The sequence below is a fragment of the Bradyrhizobium sp. SZCCHNR1017 genome, assembly GCF_032381375.1.
In the GTDB taxonomy this organism is placed as follows: Bacteria; Pseudomonadota; Alphaproteobacteria; order Rhizobiales; family Xanthobacteraceae; genus Bradyrhizobium.
Map to the genome: position 1 here is coordinate 78,964 of NZ_JAUHIR010000018.1, position 16,868 is coordinate 95,831.

Annotated in this window: 17 protein-coding genes and 1 riboswitch; of the genes, 12 read left to right on the forward strand and 5 right to left on the reverse strand. The window is 65.8% G+C overall.

What is annotated here, in order from left to right:
* The first annotated feature begins 3 nt into the window (after nt 1–3).
* Nucleotides 4–1,416, forward strand: coding sequence for an ATP-binding protein (locus QW863_RS30875; protein WP_315717812.1), 1,413 nt, complete (start codon nt 4–6; stop codon nt 1,414–1,416).
* A gap of 68 nt (nt 1,417–1,484) precedes the next feature.
* Here the strand turns inward: QW863_RS30875 and QW863_RS30880 are convergent, their stop codons facing one another.
* The 3 genes from QW863_RS30880 to QW863_RS30890 form a co-directional block, all read right to left on the reverse strand.
* Nucleotides 1,485–2,015, reverse strand: coding sequence for a PRC-barrel domain-containing protein (locus QW863_RS30880; RefSeq protein ID WP_315717813.1), 531 nt, complete (start codon nt 2,013–2,015; stop codon nt 1,485–1,487).
* Between the two features lie 460 nt (nt 2,016–2,475).
* Entirely contained in the window at nt 2,476–2,742 is a 267-nt protein-coding gene (locus tag QW863_RS30885) for a hypothetical protein (RefSeq protein ID WP_315717814.1), read from the reverse strand.
* A gap of 122 nt (nt 2,743–2,864) precedes the next feature.
* Nucleotides 2,865–4,379 carry a hypothetical protein gene (locus QW863_RS30890; protein ID WP_315717815.1) on the reverse strand — a complete coding sequence of 505 codons (1,515 nt, stop codon included), beginning with the start codon at nt 4,377–4,379 and terminating at the stop codon, nt 2,865–2,867.
* 216 nt (nt 4,380–4,595) lie between these two features.
* Between QW863_RS30890 and QW863_RS30895 the strand changes: the two genes are divergently transcribed.
* The 7 genes from QW863_RS30895 (at nt 4,596) to QW863_RS30925 (ending at nt 11,432) form a co-directional block, all read left to right on the forward strand.
* Nucleotides 4,596–5,387 carry a lytic transglycosylase domain-containing protein gene (locus QW863_RS30895; RefSeq protein ID WP_315717816.1) on the forward strand — a complete coding sequence of 264 codons (792 nt, stop codon included), beginning with the start codon at nt 4,596–4,598 and terminating at the stop codon, nt 5,385–5,387.
* A 79-nt stretch (nt 5,388–5,466) separates the two neighbouring features.
* A riboswitch (TPP riboswitch) is annotated at nt 5,467–5,577 on the forward strand.
* A complete protein-coding gene (locus tag QW863_RS30900) occupies nt 5,565–6,578 on the forward strand; it encodes an FAD-dependent oxidoreductase (protein WP_315717817.1) in 1,014 nt (337 codons plus the stop codon). Its footprint overlaps the riboswitch before it by 13 nt.
* A complete protein-coding gene (gene thiS / locus QW863_RS30905; protein WP_315717818.1) occupies nt 6,569–6,766 on the forward strand; it encodes a sulfur carrier protein ThiS in 198 nt (65 codons plus the stop codon). Before QW863_RS30900 ends, thiS begins: the two co-directional genes overlap by 10 nt.
* 103 nt (nt 6,767–6,869) lie before the next feature.
* Nucleotides 6,870–7,652, forward strand: a complete 783-nt coding sequence (locus tag QW863_RS30910; protein WP_315717819.1) for a thiazole synthase — start codon at nt 6,870–6,872, stop codon at nt 7,650–7,652.
* Entirely contained in the window at nt 7,639–8,247 is a 609-nt protein-coding gene (locus QW863_RS30915; protein WP_315717820.1) for a thiamine phosphate synthase, read from the forward strand. Before QW863_RS30910 ends, QW863_RS30915 begins: the two co-directional genes overlap by 14 nt.
* Nucleotides 8,248–8,571: 324 nt before the next feature.
* Nucleotides 8,572–10,473 (forward strand): phosphomethylpyrimidine synthase ThiC, encoded by a 1,902-nt coding sequence (gene thiC, locus QW863_RS30920; RefSeq protein ID WP_315717821.1) that lies wholly within the window; start codon nt 8,572–8,574, stop codon nt 10,471–10,473.
* Between the two features lie 572 nt (nt 10,474–11,045).
* Nucleotides 11,046–11,432 carry a RidA family protein gene (locus QW863_RS30925; protein ID WP_315717822.1) on the forward strand — a complete coding sequence of 129 codons (387 nt, stop codon included), beginning with the start codon at nt 11,046–11,048 and terminating at the stop codon, nt 11,430–11,432.
* Nucleotides 11,433–11,720: 288 nt separating this feature from the next.
* Here the strand turns inward: QW863_RS30925 and QW863_RS30930 are convergent, their stop codons facing one another.
* Nucleotides 11,721–12,065 carry a hypothetical protein gene (locus QW863_RS30930; protein WP_315717823.1) on the reverse strand — a complete coding sequence of 115 codons (345 nt, stop codon included), beginning with the start codon at nt 12,063–12,065 and terminating at the stop codon, nt 11,721–11,723.
* 662 nt (nt 12,066–12,727) lie between these two features.
* On the opposite strand from QW863_RS30930, the gene QW863_RS30935 reads away from it, so the two are divergent.
* From QW863_RS30935 to QW863_RS30945, 3 genes are all read left to right on the forward strand, one after another.
* A complete protein-coding gene (locus tag QW863_RS30935) occupies nt 12,728–13,987 on the forward strand; it encodes an acyltransferase (protein WP_315717824.1) in 1,260 nt (419 codons plus the stop codon).
* Nucleotides 13,988–14,213: 226 nt separating this feature from the next.
* On the forward strand, nt 14,214–14,468 hold the full coding sequence (locus tag QW863_RS30940; RefSeq protein ID WP_315717825.1) for a hypothetical protein: 255 nt from the start codon (nt 14,214–14,216) through the stop codon (nt 14,466–14,468).
* Between the two features lie 194 nt (nt 14,469–14,662).
* Entirely contained in the window at nt 14,663–14,932 is a 270-nt protein-coding gene (locus QW863_RS30945; protein ID WP_315717827.1) for a hypothetical protein, read from the forward strand.
* Between the two features lie 33 nt (nt 14,933–14,965).
* On the opposite strand, the gene QW863_RS30950 is transcribed toward QW863_RS30945, so the two are convergent.
* A complete protein-coding gene (locus QW863_RS30950; RefSeq protein ID WP_315717828.1) occupies nt 14,966–15,586 on the reverse strand; it encodes a glutathione S-transferase in 621 nt (206 codons plus the stop codon).
* Between the two features lie 109 nt (nt 15,587–15,695).
* On the opposite strand from QW863_RS30950, the gene QW863_RS30955 reads away from it, so the two are divergent.
* On the forward strand, nt 15,696–16,202 hold the full coding sequence (locus QW863_RS30955; protein ID WP_315717829.1) for a mismatch-specific DNA-glycosylase: 507 nt from the start codon (nt 15,696–15,698) through the stop codon (nt 16,200–16,202).
* The last annotated feature ends 666 nt before the right edge of the window (nt 16,203–16,868 follow it).

A 16,868-nucleotide genomic window follows, 5' to 3' on the forward strand; every position in this document is an offset into this window, starting at 1 on the left:
GTCATGATGTCGTTCGGCTTTCTCAACCTCAAGGGAATCCGCGGCCAGATCACGGCGCTGGTCGCCATTTCGATCGTGGCGCTCCATGCCATCATCACGGCGACGTTCCTGATCTATCGCGCCGAGCAGCCCGACCCCGAAAACGAAGTCGGGCCACTTCAGCTCGCGACCGCCATCCGCATTCTTGGACGCGCACCCGCTGCCGAACGGCCTCGACTGATCTCCGACATTGCCCGCGCCTATCCTGAGTTCGAGCTCAAGCCTCACGTGGGGCCTCTGCCGGGTGCTTCCGGCCGCCGGCGCGAGCCGGCCGGCCCCGACGTCGAGGCCGGGACCGGTGGCGACGAGCGACGGCCGGCCCCTCCGGAGCTCGCCGACGGACGGCCTCACGGTCCAGGCGGCTTTCGTGGCCTTGGCCCAGGCTATCGCGTCTTCATGCCGCCGCCCGGCTCCCAGACGCGCACCGTCATCTTCGCTCTGCCCGATGGCAACATGGTTTCGGCTCGAATGGCCGACCGGCCGCACCGGCCACCGTTCTGGGGCGCCCCATGGCTGACGACGATCATGTTCGCGCTGATCAGCACGACACTGCTCGGCCTGTGGGCGGCCCGCGCGCTGACCTCACCGCTGTCGAGCTTCGCCAAGGCTGCCGAGAGCTTCAGCCTCGATGGCGATGCCACTGCCCTGCCCGAGCGCGGACCGGAAGAGATCCGGTCGCTGGCGCGCGCCCTGAACCGTATGCGCCAACGCATCACGGCGCTGATGAACGACCGGACCAAGATGCTGGCGGCCATCAGCCACGATCTGCGGACACCGCTGACCCGCATGCGGCTGCGCTGTGAGTTCGTCGAGGACGAGCTGCAGCGCAATCGCATGCTGGCCGATCTCGATCAGATGCATGCGATGCTGGGCTCGGTGCTGTCATTCCTGCGCAACGGCCGCAAGCTCGAGCCGATGACGCTGGTCGATATCGCGAGCATCCTGCAGCTCGTCGCCGACCAATTCGCCGATGTCGGCCACAGCGTCACCTATATCGGCCCGGCGCACGCGATGGCGACGGTGCGTCCCGACGACCTGATGCGTTCGGTCACCAACCTGGTCGAGAACGCCGTGAAGTACGGCAAGGAAACCGTCATCAGACTGGTGGCGTCGGGGAAGTGCCTGACGATCGACGTGGAGGATGATGGACCCGGGATCGCCGATGCGCGCAAGCCCGACATGCTGGAGCCCTTCGTGCGCGGCGACGATGCCCGCAACATGGACGAGGCCACCGGGTTCGGCCTGGGCCTCTCGATCGCGAAGGCGATCGTCCAGGCGCATGGCGGCGAGCTGTCATTGCACGATCGCAAGCCACGCGGACTGATCGCCCGCATCGAGCTGCCGCTCGGCCAGACCACCTTGCGCCCCGCAGCATGACGCGCGAACGCGCCCGGACGGATCCGGGCGCGCCGCTTGGGCAGTCAGCTAGACGTCAGTGACGCCGTTTACTCTGAGTACTTGAACTCGGGCATCGACTTCAGCTGGTCCTTGGTGGCGTTGATCATCGCATGGTCGGGATACCAGCGATTCTTCGAGGAGCTCATCGACGAGGATGACGAAGTGCCGGTGGCGGCGCCGGTCGTCGTGGCCGGCGGCGTGGTCGCCTTGCCCGAGGCCGGAGCGTTGGAGGCGGTGTTGGCCTGAACCGGCTGGTCCGAGAACTTGATCTGGTCGAACGAGACAGCGACGAGGTGCTCACCCATGCCGAGGAAGCCGCCGACGCCGATCACGACGCCCTTGACTGCGCCGCTCTTGTCGATCAGCAGATCGTCGATCGAGCCGACATTCTCGTTGTTGTTGTTGTAGACCTTCACGCCGACGAGCTTGGAGCTGCGCCAGTCGCCCTGATAGGACGCGACGGTGGTGTCGCTCTTGATCGTGGTGTTGGTTGTGGTGGTGGTGCTCTCCGCAGCAAAGGCGGCGGTCGCGAGCAGCAGGGAACCGGCGAGGCCGGCCGCAACAGTCTTCATCATCATGTGGTGTCTCCTCTAGGTGGATGGTGACGAGAGAACGGCAATGGACAGTCGGCGTTCCGCGGGAACCACGATTTCGTCATGCTGCGCGACAAGCAGCCTCAGTGCGCCGCGGCAGTGTCACTTTGTGACGTTCGGGGGATCCGGGTGAAGTCGCTCACATCGCCAAGCCGCACCGCCGCGCCTAGCACGGGAGCCCGACTAACAGGTCTACATTGGCTGGAGCTGGTGTAAGCCTATTGCTGCTAGCTCGGTTTCACCTCTCCCCCGCCTGCGGGGTGGGTCGGATTGCATCGCCAGTTGCGATCCGGGTAAGAGGGTACAGATCTCCCCATCGGCGCTTCCCGTGGGTCTGCCCTCCCCCCAACCCTCTCAGCGCGAGCGAAGCTCGTCGCGCCCCCGTAAGAACGGGGAGAGGGAGCCGACCGTCAGCGCTGCAACGTCCCGCAATAGTCAATCGAGCCTACGCCGCCATCGCGCCGTTCTCGTCGACGGACTCGGCATAGAAGGCGATGGTTTCGTAGCGATAGTCGCAGAGGCGGCAGTGCCAGAGATAGGCGGTGCGGCGGCCATCCTTTTCGACCCAGGACGGCAATGCGATCGCCTCGCCACATTGGGCGCAGGGATTGTTGCGCGGCAGATCCACGACGCGAACCGTGGATGGCATCGCGTCGATATCGAATGAATGGTCGATGCTGGGTGAATGATCGTCGGCTGCCTTCACGGCCATGACGCGCTCCCTCTCTGTTCAGTCTTCTTGAATGAGTCAGGCATGCTGTCGAACTGACGGCCCTGATCTTAGCCGCGCGGCGGTTGTTTTGCACGCGCCGGGATGCCGCGCGACATCCGACCTCACGGAGATGGGATCAACGCGTTTGATTCAATTGCCGCCGGAGAGACCGCCGGTTCCGCGACATGACGGGCACCCGCCTTGCGCAGATGGATGGTGGCGATGTCGTCAGCATAAACCTTCTGCCAGCCGTCGACGTGATCGAGCAGCTTGGTCGCAGCACTCTGCGTGCGCAGCAGGGTCGCCTCGATGTCGTAGTCCTTGAGCAGGCGGAACAGATTGTCCGGCTCCATCAGGCCGGACGCGGCGTTGTGATCGACGAAGAACTTTTCGCCATAGAGCTCGGTGCGGCCGTCGATGAACGGCGCGACACCGGCTGAGATCAGGTAGCCGCCGAAATCATAGTCATTGAGAACCCGCGTGAGGTTGAGCTTCTTCAGCTCGGTCACGGCCGCGACCGGGGTGCCGCGCATGTTTGGCGTGTAGTTCAGGATCGAAACCGAGGCGACCGTGCCGGCGCCGAGCGCGAGCATCACTGCCGCCGTCAGCGCCGCTCCCGACGCGCGCCCCGGCGGCAGCACGGGCGACGCGCCCGCCTGCCGCGCCAGCGGTGCGGCGAGCACCAGCGGGCCGACCAACGCCAGGATCTCCGCCGCGCGCGCCTGCGCCAGCGCCATGTGCAGCAGGCCGAGCAGCATCAGGATCCGCACCGGAGGCAGCCTGAGACCATGGAACAGCGCGACCCCGATGGCGATCAGCAGGCAGATCTCGAACGGACCGAGCCCCTGGAAGTCGGTCGCCTTCCATTCCACGATCAACGGCAGCGCCTGGCCCAGCGAGAGGATCTTCTGCGACGCCAGCAGCGCATTCCAGCCATAGGGCGTGCAGCAGCTCGCCGCCAGCGCGAGCGCCGCAAACCCGGCCCAGCGCAGCGCCAGGCCGGAGCGGACCGAGCGATCGGCATTCACCAGCGCGTCGAGCGCGGCGGGCGCGATGAAGAACAGGCCGAACACGAATCCGCCATGCAGATTGGCCCACAGCGCGATCAGCGGCACCAGCTGCCATGGCGGCGCGGCCCTGCGATCGGCCGCATCGACAAGTCCGGCGATCCAGGCGACCAGGATCGGAAACGCCAGCACATGCGGCCGCGCCAACAGATGCGGCAGGCAGAGCAGGAACGCCGCGACCACGAACACCAATGTCGTGGCGTCGCGCAGATGCCGGCCGAGGGCGCGCGCGAACAGCGCGAAGGACAGCGCGTTCGCCGAGGCCGCCAGCACCACCGGCCCGGTCCAGCCGGCGAACGTGTAAACGGCGGCATAGGCGACCTGCGCCAGCCACTGCGTGGAGATCCACGGCGCGCCGCGCATGGTGAAGGAATAGACGTCGACCTCCGGGACCGCGCGATGATCGATGATCCACTGCCCCACCGTGATCTGCCACAGCGTGTCGGGATCGTTGAGCAGCCGGTTGCCGGAGATCAGCAGCAGCGCATAGACGCCGGCGCCGACCCATAGTGGCAGCAGCGCCTGCGCGCGCCCGGCGGTCGCTTCGGTGTGGGTGACGGACAGCGTCATCGCGGCATGGCCCCGTTGGCGGAATTGCTCCGCCCAGCCAAGCATGCACGGCATAATTCGCGGTAAACCGCCGGCGCATCCGGACCCGACCCGGCGTCTTCGCCCCATTGTTGCCACATTATCGCCCGGCGTTTGCGCCAATTACGGTGTGCAAAGTGTAAAGCGCGTGCTGGGGGGCTACTCGGCATGCGTGTGGTTCCCGGGGGATCCTGACACATGAGACGTCTTGTGCTGACGGCCTGCATTGCAGGCTTCGCGATGGCTGGTCCCGTGCCGCCTGCAATGGCTGCCGATGATGCGAGCACCGCATCGGACAGTGCGGCCAAACCGAAGGCCGGCAAGGTCAAGCTCGCCCATGTCCGCTCTGACGGAACCAGGGAGCTGGCGGCACGCAGCGCGGTGACCAAGGCCGCGCGCGAGGTCGAGGCGATCGAGGCCGTCAGCAGCGCCGACACCTCGCCGCCGATGGACGCCAATGCCTCAGCCCCCGCCGACACCGATGCCATCCCGGCCGCTGCGGCCGAGCCCCGCGAGGCCGAGCGCAAGGCGGCCGAGGCCAAGCCGCGCCACATCGACACCGGCCATCCGCACATCGACGCGCTGGTGGCGGTGCACGCCGCCGCCAACAACATTCCGGAATCGCTGATCCACCGCGTCATCGTGCGCGAGAGCAAATACCAGAAGGACCTGGTCGGCCGCTGCGGCTGCATCGGCCTGATGCAGATCAAGCTCGGCACCGCGCGCGGCCTGGGCTACACCGGCGACGCACAGGGCCTGCACGATCCGAACACCAATCTCACCTATGGCGTGCGCTATCTCGCCGGCGCCTACCGTGCCGCCCGCGGCGATCACGACCGCGCCGTGCTCTACTTCGCCAGGGGCTACTACGAGGAGGCCAAGCGGCAGCGCCTGGCCGACGCGCGGCCCGCCGGCCGCTCCGAGCGGACGAGCGGCCCGCTCGACATCACCCCGAAGATTGCAACCGGCCGCCACGCGCGGGCGCACTGATCGCCATTGGTTCCAAGGGCCACCGGCTTTGTCTTTCCGTGACACTCCGTTGACACGGGGGGATATCGGTCTATTTTAAGTGCGTTCCGAGGGGAGCTCCGAGGGGAGCTGAGATACCGCAGCGTGATGCGGTGACCCTTTGAACCTGATCCGGGTCATGCCGGCGAAGGGACAGGGATGCAGCAGACAACCACGCGCGGGGATGTCCCCGTTTCCATCATCGGTGCGGGCATCGCGGGTGCCTGGCAAGCCTTGCTGCTCGCGCGCGCGGGCCGCGAGGTCACGCTGCACGAGCGCAGCGACGCCGATCTGATGCTCTCCACCAGCCATTGGGCCGGCGGCATGCTGGCGCCTTATTGCGAGAGCGAGGTCGCCGAGCCGATCATCAGCCGGCTCGGGCTCGCCTCGCTCGACATCTGGCGGCGCGAGCTGCCGGACACGCCGTTCAACGGTTCGCTGGTGATCGCGCATGCCCGCGACCGCGCCGACTACGACCGCTTCGCCCGCCGCACCTCCGGCTATCAGCGGCTCGACGCGCAGCAGCTTGCGGCGTTGGAGCCGTCGCTGGAGGGCCGCTTCCGCGAGGGCCTGTTCTATCCGACCGAGGGCCATGTCGAGCCACGCCGCGTGCTGCCGAAGCTGCATCAGCGCATCGTCGAGGCTGGCGGCCGCGTGCTGTTCAACAGCGACGTCACGGCTGACGATCTCGACGGCCTCGTGATCGACTGCCGCGGGCTGGAGGCGCGCGACGCCGAGCCCGAGCTGCGCGGCGTCAAGGGCGAGATGATCCTGATCGAGACCGCCGAGGTGCAGCTCGCGCGGCCCGTGCGGCTGATGCATCCGCGCTTCCCGCTCTATCTGATCCCGCGCGAGGACAACCTGTTCATGCTGGGGGCGACTTCGCTCGAGGCCGAGGACACCGGCGTCAGCCTGCGCTCGGCGCTGGAATTGCTCGGTGCCGCCTACTCGGTGCATCCGGCGTTCGGCGAGGCGCGCATCCTCGAATTCGGCTCGGGGCTCAGGCCGGCCTATCCCGACAATCTGCCGCGCATCACCATCAAGGGCGAGCGCGAGATCCGCGTCAACGGCCTCTACCGCCACGGCTTCCTGATCGCGCCGGCGCTGGCGCAGGCGACCTTGAACTATCTCGCGCACGGCCAGATCGACAACGAGGTGATGCGATGCGCGTGACCGTCAATGGCGAGGCCCGCGACATCAGCGCGACCAGCGTCGCCGCGCTGCTCTCCGAGCTCGACTACGAAGGCACCCATTTCGCGATCGCGCTGAACTACGACGTGGTGCCGAAGAGTCGCTGGGCCGAGACGCAGCTCAAGGCCGGCGACGAGATCGAGATCATCACCCCCCGGCAGGGAGGGTGATGCTCATGGAGCTCGCGCCACAACCACCACTGTCATCGCCCGCTTTCGCGGCGATGACAGGCTTCGTTGCGGCGACCACCGTCCGACATGACGGAGACCATTGATGCCCACCTTCTACGACAAGACTTTCGCCTCCCGCCTGCTGATCGGCACCGCGCTCTACCCCTCGCCTGCGATCATGCAGGACGCGATCCGCGCCTCGGGCGCGCAGATCGTCACCGTGTCGCTGCGGCGCGAGGCCGCCGGCGGCAAGACCGGCGATGCGTTCTGGAAGCTGATCAACGCGCTCGATGTCACCGTGCTGCCGAACACCGCCGGCTGCCGCAGCGTGCGCGAGGCGGTGACGACGGCGAAGCTCGCGCGCGAATTGTTCGGCACGAGCTGGATCAAGCTCGAAGTGATCGGCGACAACGACACCCTGCAGCCCGACGTAGTTGGTCTCGTCGAAGCCGCTGATATCCTGATCAAGGACGGTTTCGAGGTGTTCCCCTACTGCACCGAGGATCTCACGGTCGCGATGCGGCTGGTCGATGCCGGCTGCAAGGTCGTGATGCCCTGGGCGGCGCCGATCGGCTCGGCCAAGGGCATCATCAACCGCGACGCGCTGAAGCTGCTGCGCGACCGCCTGCCCGATATCACCCTGGTGGTCGACGCCGGCCTGGGCGCGCCGAGCCACGCGGCGGAAGCACTCGAGCTCGGCTACGACGCCGTGCTGCTCAACACGGCGATTGCCAAGGCTGCCGACCCGGTGGCGATGGCGCGCGCCTTCCGGCTCGGGGTCGAAGCCGGCCGCACCGCCTACGAGGCCGGGCTGATGGACGCCCGCGATTTCGCCTCGCCCTCCACCCCTGTCGTTGGGACACCGTTCTGGCATGCCGTATCCTGATCGCTTCTATCCCGTCGTCGACAGCCTCGCCTGGGTCGAGCGCCTGACCAGGCTCGGCGTCGGCACCGTGCAGCTGCGCGCGAAGGACCTCAACGACGGCGAGGCGCTGCAGATCGTCACCGACGCGCTGGCGATCACCAAGGGCACGGCGACGAAGCTGATCGTCAACGACTACTGGCGCGCCGCGATCGTTGCCGGCGCGCAGCACCTCCATCTCGGCCAGGAGGACCTCGCCGACGCCGACGTCGCCGCGATCAAGGAGGCCGGCCTGACGCTCGGCCTCTCGACGCATGACGATGCCGAGCTGGAGACCGCGCTCGCCGCCAAGCCCGACTATGTCGCGTTGGGGCCGATCTTCCCGACGACGCTGAAGGCGATGCGCTTCGCCCCGCAGGGCATCGCGAAGATCGGCGAGTGGAAGAAGCGTGTCGGCACCATCCCGCTGGTCGCGATCGGCGGCATCAAGCTGGAGCAGGCCGCGGAGATCTTCGCCGCCGGCGCCGACTCCATCGCCGTCGTCAGCGACGTGACGCAGAACCCCGACCCCGACGCCCGCGTCCGCGCGTGGCTCGATGCGACCAAGGAGCCGGCATGATGCGCGCGGATTTTGCGAATGCGTCTGAGAATTGTTGCAGGAGATCACCTCCGCGAACGCGGTGTGCCCCCCTCCCCCTTGCGGGGAGGGGTCGGGGGTGGGGGTCCACGCGCACAGCTCTCCATGTGACGTCACGTCCGGCACGCTGCAGCTCTAAGGAATCGCCCACTCATCAGCATCGCATTCCGGGCACCCCCACCCCCAACCCCTCCCCGCAAGGGGGAGGGGGGCGCACTGCACTCGCCGCAAGACCTCCCGCCAACACATCGCCTCTGAACGCCGGGCGCTTTGGCCGGAACAACAACAATTGAGAAGGAGGATCCCATGAACATCCGCTCCAATCCCGACACCACCCTGCCCGCCGTCACCACCGGCCCGCTGCCGTCCTCGCGCAAGATCTACGCAACGCCGGACTCCGCGCCCGACCTGCGCGTGCCGCTGCGCGAGATCATCCTCTCGGAAGCGGCCTCCGAGCCGAACCTGCCGGTCTACGACACCTCCGGTCCCTACACCGATCCGACCGTGACGATCGACGTCAACGCCGGCCTGTCGCGCGCCCGCACCGCCTGGGTGCGCGAGCGTGGCGGCGTCGAGGAGTACGAAGGCCGCGACATCAAGCCCGAGGACAACGGCAATGTCGGCGCCGACAAGGCCGCAAAGTCGTTCACCGCGCATCACAAGCCGCTGCGCGGCCTCGACGGCCACAAGATCACCCAGCTCGAATTCGCCCGCGCCGGCATCGTCACCAAGGAGATGATCTACGTCGCCGCGCGCGAGAATCTCGGCCGCAAGACCCAGCTCGAGCGCGCCGAAGCCGCGCTTGCCGACGGCGAGAGTTTTGGCGCATCCGTGCCCGCCTTCATCACCCCGGAGTTCGTGCGCGACGAGATCGCCCGTGGCCGCGCCATCATTCCCTGCAACATCAACCATGCCGAGTTGGAGCCGATGATCATCGGCCGCAACTTCCTGACCAAGATCAACGCCAATATCGGCAACTCGGCGGTGACCTCCTCAGTTGAAGAGGAAGTGGACAAGATGGTGTGGGCGATCCGCTGGGGCGCCGACACCGTGATGGACCTCTCGACGGGCCGCAACATCCACACCACCCGCGAATGGATCCTACGCAACTCGCCGGTGCCGATCGGCACCGTGCCGATCTACCAGGCGCTGGAGAAGTGCAACGGCGACCCGGTCGCGCTGACCTGGGAGCTCTACAAGGACACCCTGATCGAGCAGTGCGAGCAGGGCGTCGACTACTTCACCATCCACGCCGGCGTGCGCCTCGCCTACATCCACCTCACCGCGAACCGCGTCACCGGCATCGTCTCGCGCGGCGGCTCGATCATGGCGAAGTGGTGCCTCGCGCATCACAAGGAGAGCTTTCTCTACACCCATTTCGAGGAGATCTGCGACATCATGCGCAAGTATGACGTCTCGTTCTCGCTCGGCGACGGCCTGCGCCCCGGCTCGATCGCGGATGCCAACGACCGCGCCCAGTTCGCCGAGCTGGAAACACTTGGCGAGCTCACCAAGATCGCGTGGGACAAGGGCTGCCAGGTCATGATCGAGGGTCCCGGCCACGTGCCGATGCACAAGATCAAGATCAACATGGACAAGCAGCTCAAGGAGTGCGGCGAGGCGCCGTTCTATACGCTCGGGCCGCTGACCACCGACATCGCGCCGGGCTACGACCACATCACCTCGGGCATCGGTGCCGCCATGATCGGCTGGTTCGGCTGCGCCATGCTGTGCTACGTGACGCCGAAGGAGCATCTGGGCCTGCCGGATCGCAACGACGTCAAGACCGGCGTCATCACCTACAAGATCGCCGCCCACGCCGCCGACCTCGCCAAGGGCCATCCCGCCGCGCAACTGCGCGACGACGCCCTCTCCCGCGCCCGCTTCGAGTTCCGCTGGACCGACCAGTTCAACCTCGGCCTCGACCCGGACACCGCCAAGAGCTTCCACGACGAGACCTTGCCGAAGGAAGCCCACAAGGTCGCGCATTTCTGCTCGATGTGCGGCCCGAAATTCTGCTCGATGAAGATCACCCAGGACGTCCGCGACTACGCCGCGACGCTGAATGATCCGGCGACGGTCGGCATGACCATCTCCGGCACCATCGAGGACGGCATGGCCCAGATGAGCGCCAAGTTCAAGGAAATGGGCGGCAGCGTGTATCTCGACGCGGACAAGGTGAAGGAGAGCAACAAGGCGTTGTCCTGAAGCCCGCTCTCTCCACCTCCACCGTCATGGCCGGGCTTGACCCGGCCATCCATCGAAGCCGGGCGCAAGCCCGGCTTTCTTGTTTGAGGTCTGCTCGGTCCTTCGATTTCGCAATTGATGCGTTGGTTGCCGCTTGTTGCGACAATGACGGAAGGTCGCTGATGTCCGCCTTCTCAATTTCAGCGACAAGGAACGGTCGACGAATGCAGAAACAGCCTCCTTCACGTTCCCAATCCACAACTATCCGCAAGGAACGCGAGTAAGTAAATCCAAGGGATTAGGTCAATTTCGGTTTAGTGGCCCGTTAAACCGACCGCCAACTAAATTATTTCATCATTGTACTTTGTAGGAAAGGACATCACCTTCGCGGCGAAAGAAGCAGGAGAATCTGATGTCCGGACGGTCTTCCCGCGAGCCAAAGCAGCACTGGTTGTTCGGTCTAGCCGCCTGCCTGTGGCCGGTCGCCTTTGCACTAGTAGGAATTTTCGGTAGCCTGCCGAAATCCACTGCCCAGGTCCTAGCGCGTGCTTTGCGCCTCTTGTGAATAGTTACGAGATCGAAATGGACGTCCCATGCCCATCCACCACATCCCCGCCCCACCCCACATCAAGGCTCCGCCGCTGTCGTTTGGCACCCGGATCGGCGACCTCCTCTTCATCTCCGGCATTCCCGGCTTCGATGCCCACGGCAACCTGCCCGCCGAGTTCGACGCGCAGTTCGCCAATGTCGTGACCAACTTCACTCGCGTCCTGACCGAAGGCGGCGCGACCATCCGCGAGTTGGTCAAGGTCAACGTGCTGCTGACGCGAGCCGCTGATGTCGCGACCATGAACCGACTCTATGCCGCGGCGTTCGGGCCGGCACCCTACCCCGCGCGCACCACCTGCGTGGTCGCAGCGCTGCCTGATCCGAAGATGTTGATCGAGATCGAGGGTGTCGCGGCGGTCGCGAAACGGTAGGGTGGGTTAGCGGACGGCAACCGACGATCTCTCCACACTCGCACATGGCTGAACGCCGTTCGCGTAACCCACCATTCCAGGCGGCGGGTTACGCGCCCTGGCAAACATTCCCTCCGCGGTGAAATCGTCCCGCGGGCGCTAACCCGCCCTACGTTCTGCCCGATCCGAAGATGCTGATCGAGATCGAGGGTGTCGCGGCGCTCGTCGTAACGTGAGCTGGTCAGGCCGAGGGCGTTGCGCGATCCGCTTCGGCGCGCGCGAATGCCCCCCACCCGACCGTCGACCGACCTACGGCACGTTGATCTGCTTCCTGCTCGTGGCGCCGATCACTTCGATCCCCTTCGTGCCGCGCACGTGTGTGATGTCGAGGACAACGTGATACGGCGCGGTCTGCGGCAAGCCGATGCCGCTTTGGCAGCCGACCACCTCGATGCCCCAATATTCGGGTTGCCGGATATAGATCAGCGGATGCAATTCGACCTTCATCGTGACCCAGGGCTTGGTGCCGGTGACGATCAGGAAGTAGGTGTTCGGAACGATGCCGGGCACCACGGTCGCGCTGTCGAACGTGATGATCCTGCATGAGGTGGACTGAGGTAGAGCCTCGAAAGCCTTGATATGCGCTTCTTCCATGACAAGCTCCGTTGAAATGAAACTCAAAAATTTGCCGCGCTCAAACAATCGCGGATTTTAGACTTCAATTCCGTGAATTACAACCAATGATTGTGACTCCATGTTGGTGACACTGACACCGTCGTGGACGCGCATTCACCCGTCTAGCGCCCCCACTCCAGAAGATGCTGATCGAGGACGTCGCGGCGGCCGCGACACCGCAGGATGGGCAAAGCCGCCGTCGGCGCTCGCAGAGCGGCGGCGAAGGCGCGCCTACCGCGGAGAGCATGGTGGGCACGCGTCAGCCGACGCGCGGCGATGCAGCGAGACGTCGCTTCGCCCACCCTACGGTTTGGCCGATGAGGCGACGGTCAATGACTATGATCGTCGTCCAGCGATCGTGCTGCCGATCAGCGGACGCCGCTCTGCCGTTCACGCGACCTCGACGAGCGGAAGATGCCGGTCGAGCAACACGCCGTTGCGCTCCGCAGCAGCACCGCGAGTTTCCCTTCGCATCACCTGCACTGACGCCGCCGTTTGCCGCCACCGCGGCGGCCTGCCTCATTCCGCCGCAACCCTGCGTCGTGATGGCCCCCGGCCTGCTATTTCGTCTCTTGCGGTCGATTTAAATTTTAAATAAGATTTAATAGTCCGAAACATTATCTCCGAAAATTTCACGATAGATGTTTTATTCATTGCCGATCCATGCCCTGTTGCGCCTCGTCGGCGCCGCCACGGCGCCATTGCGGGAGGCGATCCGGGAGGCCTTCCAGGCCCAGGTCTATCCGCTCGGCTACGTTCCCTCGCATGACGGCATGCGCGGGCTGATGACGCTGGGCGTCGTCACGGCGCATGTCTCCCACAGCCTCGTGCCGGGCGCGGTGCTCTATATCGACCTGTTCTTCGTCGCCAGCGCCTATTACATCACCGGCCTGCTGCTGCGGGACATCGACAAGCACGGCCACATCAGGTTCCGGCAGTTCTATGCGCGGCGCTTCGCCCGGATCGTGCCGCCGCTGCTCCTGATGCTCGCGGCCTATCTGCTGTTCACCTGGCTGCTGCGGCCGCCATTCCTGCTGGCGGTCGAGCGCGCGGCGATCGCGCTCTCCTACATCGCCAACTACTGGTACGTGCTCGATCCGAAGACGATCGAGGACATCGGCCACACCTGGACCCTGTCGACCGAGGAGCAGTTCTATCTGCTGTGGCCGCTGACCTTCGCGTTCCTGGTGAAGCGGTTCGGCGTGACCTGGCGGCTGGTCGGCGCCATCTGCGCCATCGCGGCCGCAATCTGGGCCTGGCGCGTGGCGCTGGTGATGGATGGCGCGGAGTGGCGTCGGCTCTACACCGCGTTCGATACCCGCGCCGATGCGCTGATGGCAGGCTGCGCCATGGCCGTCGTGCTCAGGCTGGTGCCGCAAGGCGCCTATCCCGCGCTCGATCGTCTGTGGCCTAAGCTCGCATGGCCGCTGTTGATCTACTGGATCACGGTCACCTTCCTGTTCTGGCCGGCGGACGGGCCGAGCATGAACTACTATCTGTTCGGCAGCATGGTGTGCGGCGTGCTTCCGGGCACCCTCGCGCTGACCATGCTGGGGCGGAGCCACGGCACGATCTGCCATCGCATCTTCGAATGGCCGGTGGCGATCTTCCTCGGCCGGATCTTCTACGGCATCTATCTCTGGCATCTGCCGATCCTGAACTTCCTCGACAGCTACGGCGTGTGGTGGCCGCTGCGGCTCGCGATCGGGCTGCCGCTGTCGATCGTGGCGGCGACGCTGTCCTACGCCTATCTCGAGCGCCACTTCCTGCGCCGGCGCGCGCAGCCGGTCACCTCGCCGCCGATCGTCACGGGCGCGTCTCCGGTGCTGGTTCCGGCAGCGAGCTTTGGCGCGGATCTCCGCTTCTCGTCGCATGCGAGCACCGAAGGCGTCCGCCCCTGAGCCGTGCGCCGAGGTCGCCGAAACGACCGCGCCTGCCCCGCAATCAAGTCGACGCGCCGAGCCTGCAAACCCGCCTCCCCTTCCGCCGGGATCATCAGGAGTGATCAGGTGACCACGATCGCGCGCTTTTGACGCACACGTTCTGCAGACTTGCCTTCAAAATGAACGAGACCGCTCCGACATAGGGCCACCCGCTGGCCGGGCCAGTTCGTTGCCGGAGTTGACGATGCCTCGTTTCACCACAATCTTTTTTGCTGCATCTCTCGCGGCCGCGCTGCTCGCCGCCGCGCCCGCCCAGGCCGGCTACTACATCATCCGCTGGGACAACACCGGCATCTGCCAGGTCTGGAGCGAGGCCTTCGCCTTCAAGCCGGTCGCATGGCCGTCGAGCTATCAGGTCATCAGCCGGCCGGTGCCGACGTTCAACGACGCCGTGACCCGGCAGATCAGGCTGCGCCAGCAGGGCCGCTGCACGCTGTGAGCCCGCGCGCGCCTTATGGCATCACGTGACGGCGGCAAGTCGTCGTTTCACATCCCGGACATCGCTGTGAATGACGGCACGCGCGGCTTGCGTTGCGCGCGCTTTTGTCGCACCACTTTGGCCTTGGTCCGGCCGCAAGGCCGGTGGCCCGCGCGGGCGGGCGATTGTCGTTGTTTTGTTTGAGGAGATTGATGATGCGTCGCCTGACCACGCTCGCCGCCGCCGCGGCCATTGCAGCCGCCTCGATCGTGCCCACCGCCTTCGCCGCGCCTGCGCCCAAGCCCGGCTACTACGTGATCCGCTGGGACAACACCGGCATCTGCCAGATCTGGAACACCGAGCTGCAGTCGAAGCCGGTGGAGTGGCCGTCGACCTACAAGATCGTGTCCAAGCCGGTGCCGACCTTCGTCGAGGCGACCAACATCCAGCTCAAGCTGCGCGACGAGCGCCGCTGCTTCCTGTAAGCGGCGTTCGCACGCAGTCGTACATGGCGGCGGTCAGGCTGCGCTGACCGCGCTCGCCTGCATCGGCACGAAGCCGGGCAGATCGGCGATCCGCGCCAGCCATGCTTGCACGTTGGGGTACGGCGTCAGCGATACGCCGCCTTCGGGCGCATGCGCGGTGTAACTATAGAGCGCGACGTCGGCGATGGTCGGCGTCGCGCCGGTCAGATAGGGTCGCGCGGCAAGTTCGCATTCCATCACCCCGAACAGGCTGTTGGCGAGCTGGTGCGCCCGCGCCATGTCCAGCGGCACGCCGAACAAGGTCGCAACCCGCGCCGCCGCTGGGCCGAACGCGAGCGGACCGGCCGCGGCCGACAGCCAGCGCTGGACCTGGGCCTGGCCGAGCGGATCGCGCGGCAGCCACGTGCCGGAGCCGTCATAGCGGCCGGCGAGATAGACCAGGATCGCATTGGAATCGGGGATCACGGCATCGCCGTCGACCAGCACCGGCACCTGGCCGAACGGATTGAGCGCGAGGAAGTCCGGCCGCTTGTGCGCGCCGCCCTTGAGGTCGACCTCGACGAGCTCGCAAGGCAGGCCGAGCAGGCTCAGCATCAGCCGCGCGCGATGCGCGTGGCCGGAGAGGGCGAAATAGTACAGACGACGTTGCGACATCAGGTGCTCCCGTGGCTCCGCGTCACCTAGACCAGGGACGCCGCAGCAACAATGCGGCCTCCCTGCAACAGGCTGTTGCAGCGGCTGCAACAATGCGACAACGCCAGCCATGAACCGCCTGCCCGACCAGCTCCAGCCCGGCCTGCGCCTCGTCTTCGTCGGCACCGCCGCGAGCGAACGCTCGGCGGCGACCGGGCACTACTACGCCCATCCCGGCAACCGTTTCTGGCGCACGCTGTTCGCGGTCGGCCTGACACCGCGGCTGTACCAGCCGCAGGAATTTCCGGCGCTGCTGTCGCTCGGCATCGGCTTCACCGATCTGTGCAAGCTGGGCGCGGGCATGGACCATGTCGCGCTGAAGGCCGGCGTCGACGTCGCCGGTTTCGCCGCAAAGATCCGACACCATCGCCCTGCAACCGTCGCCTTCACCAGCAAGAAGGCCGCGAGCCTGTTTTATGGCAAGCCGACCGGCACGATTGCGCTGGGGCGGCAGCCGGAGCGGGAGCAGGATGATTTCCCGACCGTGTTCGTCCTCGCCTCACCGTCCGGCGCGGCGTCGGGTGCGTGGACGGAGCAGCCGTGGCTGGAGCTGGCGGCGCATGTGGCAAAGATCTGAGGCAAGCGATTTTGCCTCAGATCCCATGATGACCTCAGATCCCATGATGATGAGTAACATCATCATCACTGCGAGCAAACTACTGGCGACCTCCGCGCAGTGCCAATGACTGCGCCCTCGCCCCTTGTGGGAGAGGGCATGTAGGACAGAGCGGCAAACTCGCTTGGGTGAGGGGTTTACCTCGACGAGTTCAACTTGCGGAGGAGCCCCCCTCACCCAACCGATTACGTTGGTGGGCCGGCGATACCCTCTCCCACAAGGGGCGATGGCGCTGTGTTGTACAGCGCAACGCTCGAGCGCAAACGACTGATGTGCCCCGATCTCAGAACGGCCCTATCATTTTCGACCCTTACCCGACGGGCAATCTCCGCATCCCCGCCATGCACCAACTGCCCGTCGTGTTAGTTTGTCGCACGTCCGCGCGCTTGCCATGTCGGGCAAATCAGGACGATGTTTCCGCTCAACCCGCCTCATGCAGAGGGACGTACGCGTCGTCACGATACGTGGAGGTGGGCCGCGGTGGACGTGATCGCTGCGCCCGACGAGCGCGGCTGTCACGTACGGTGAAGTCGTGATGTCCTGATACCCCGAAGCTGGTATCACGTGCGTGCTCATGCGGAAGCGTGACGCGTGCAATGGCGGCCAACAAGCCGGCGCGCCAGGGAG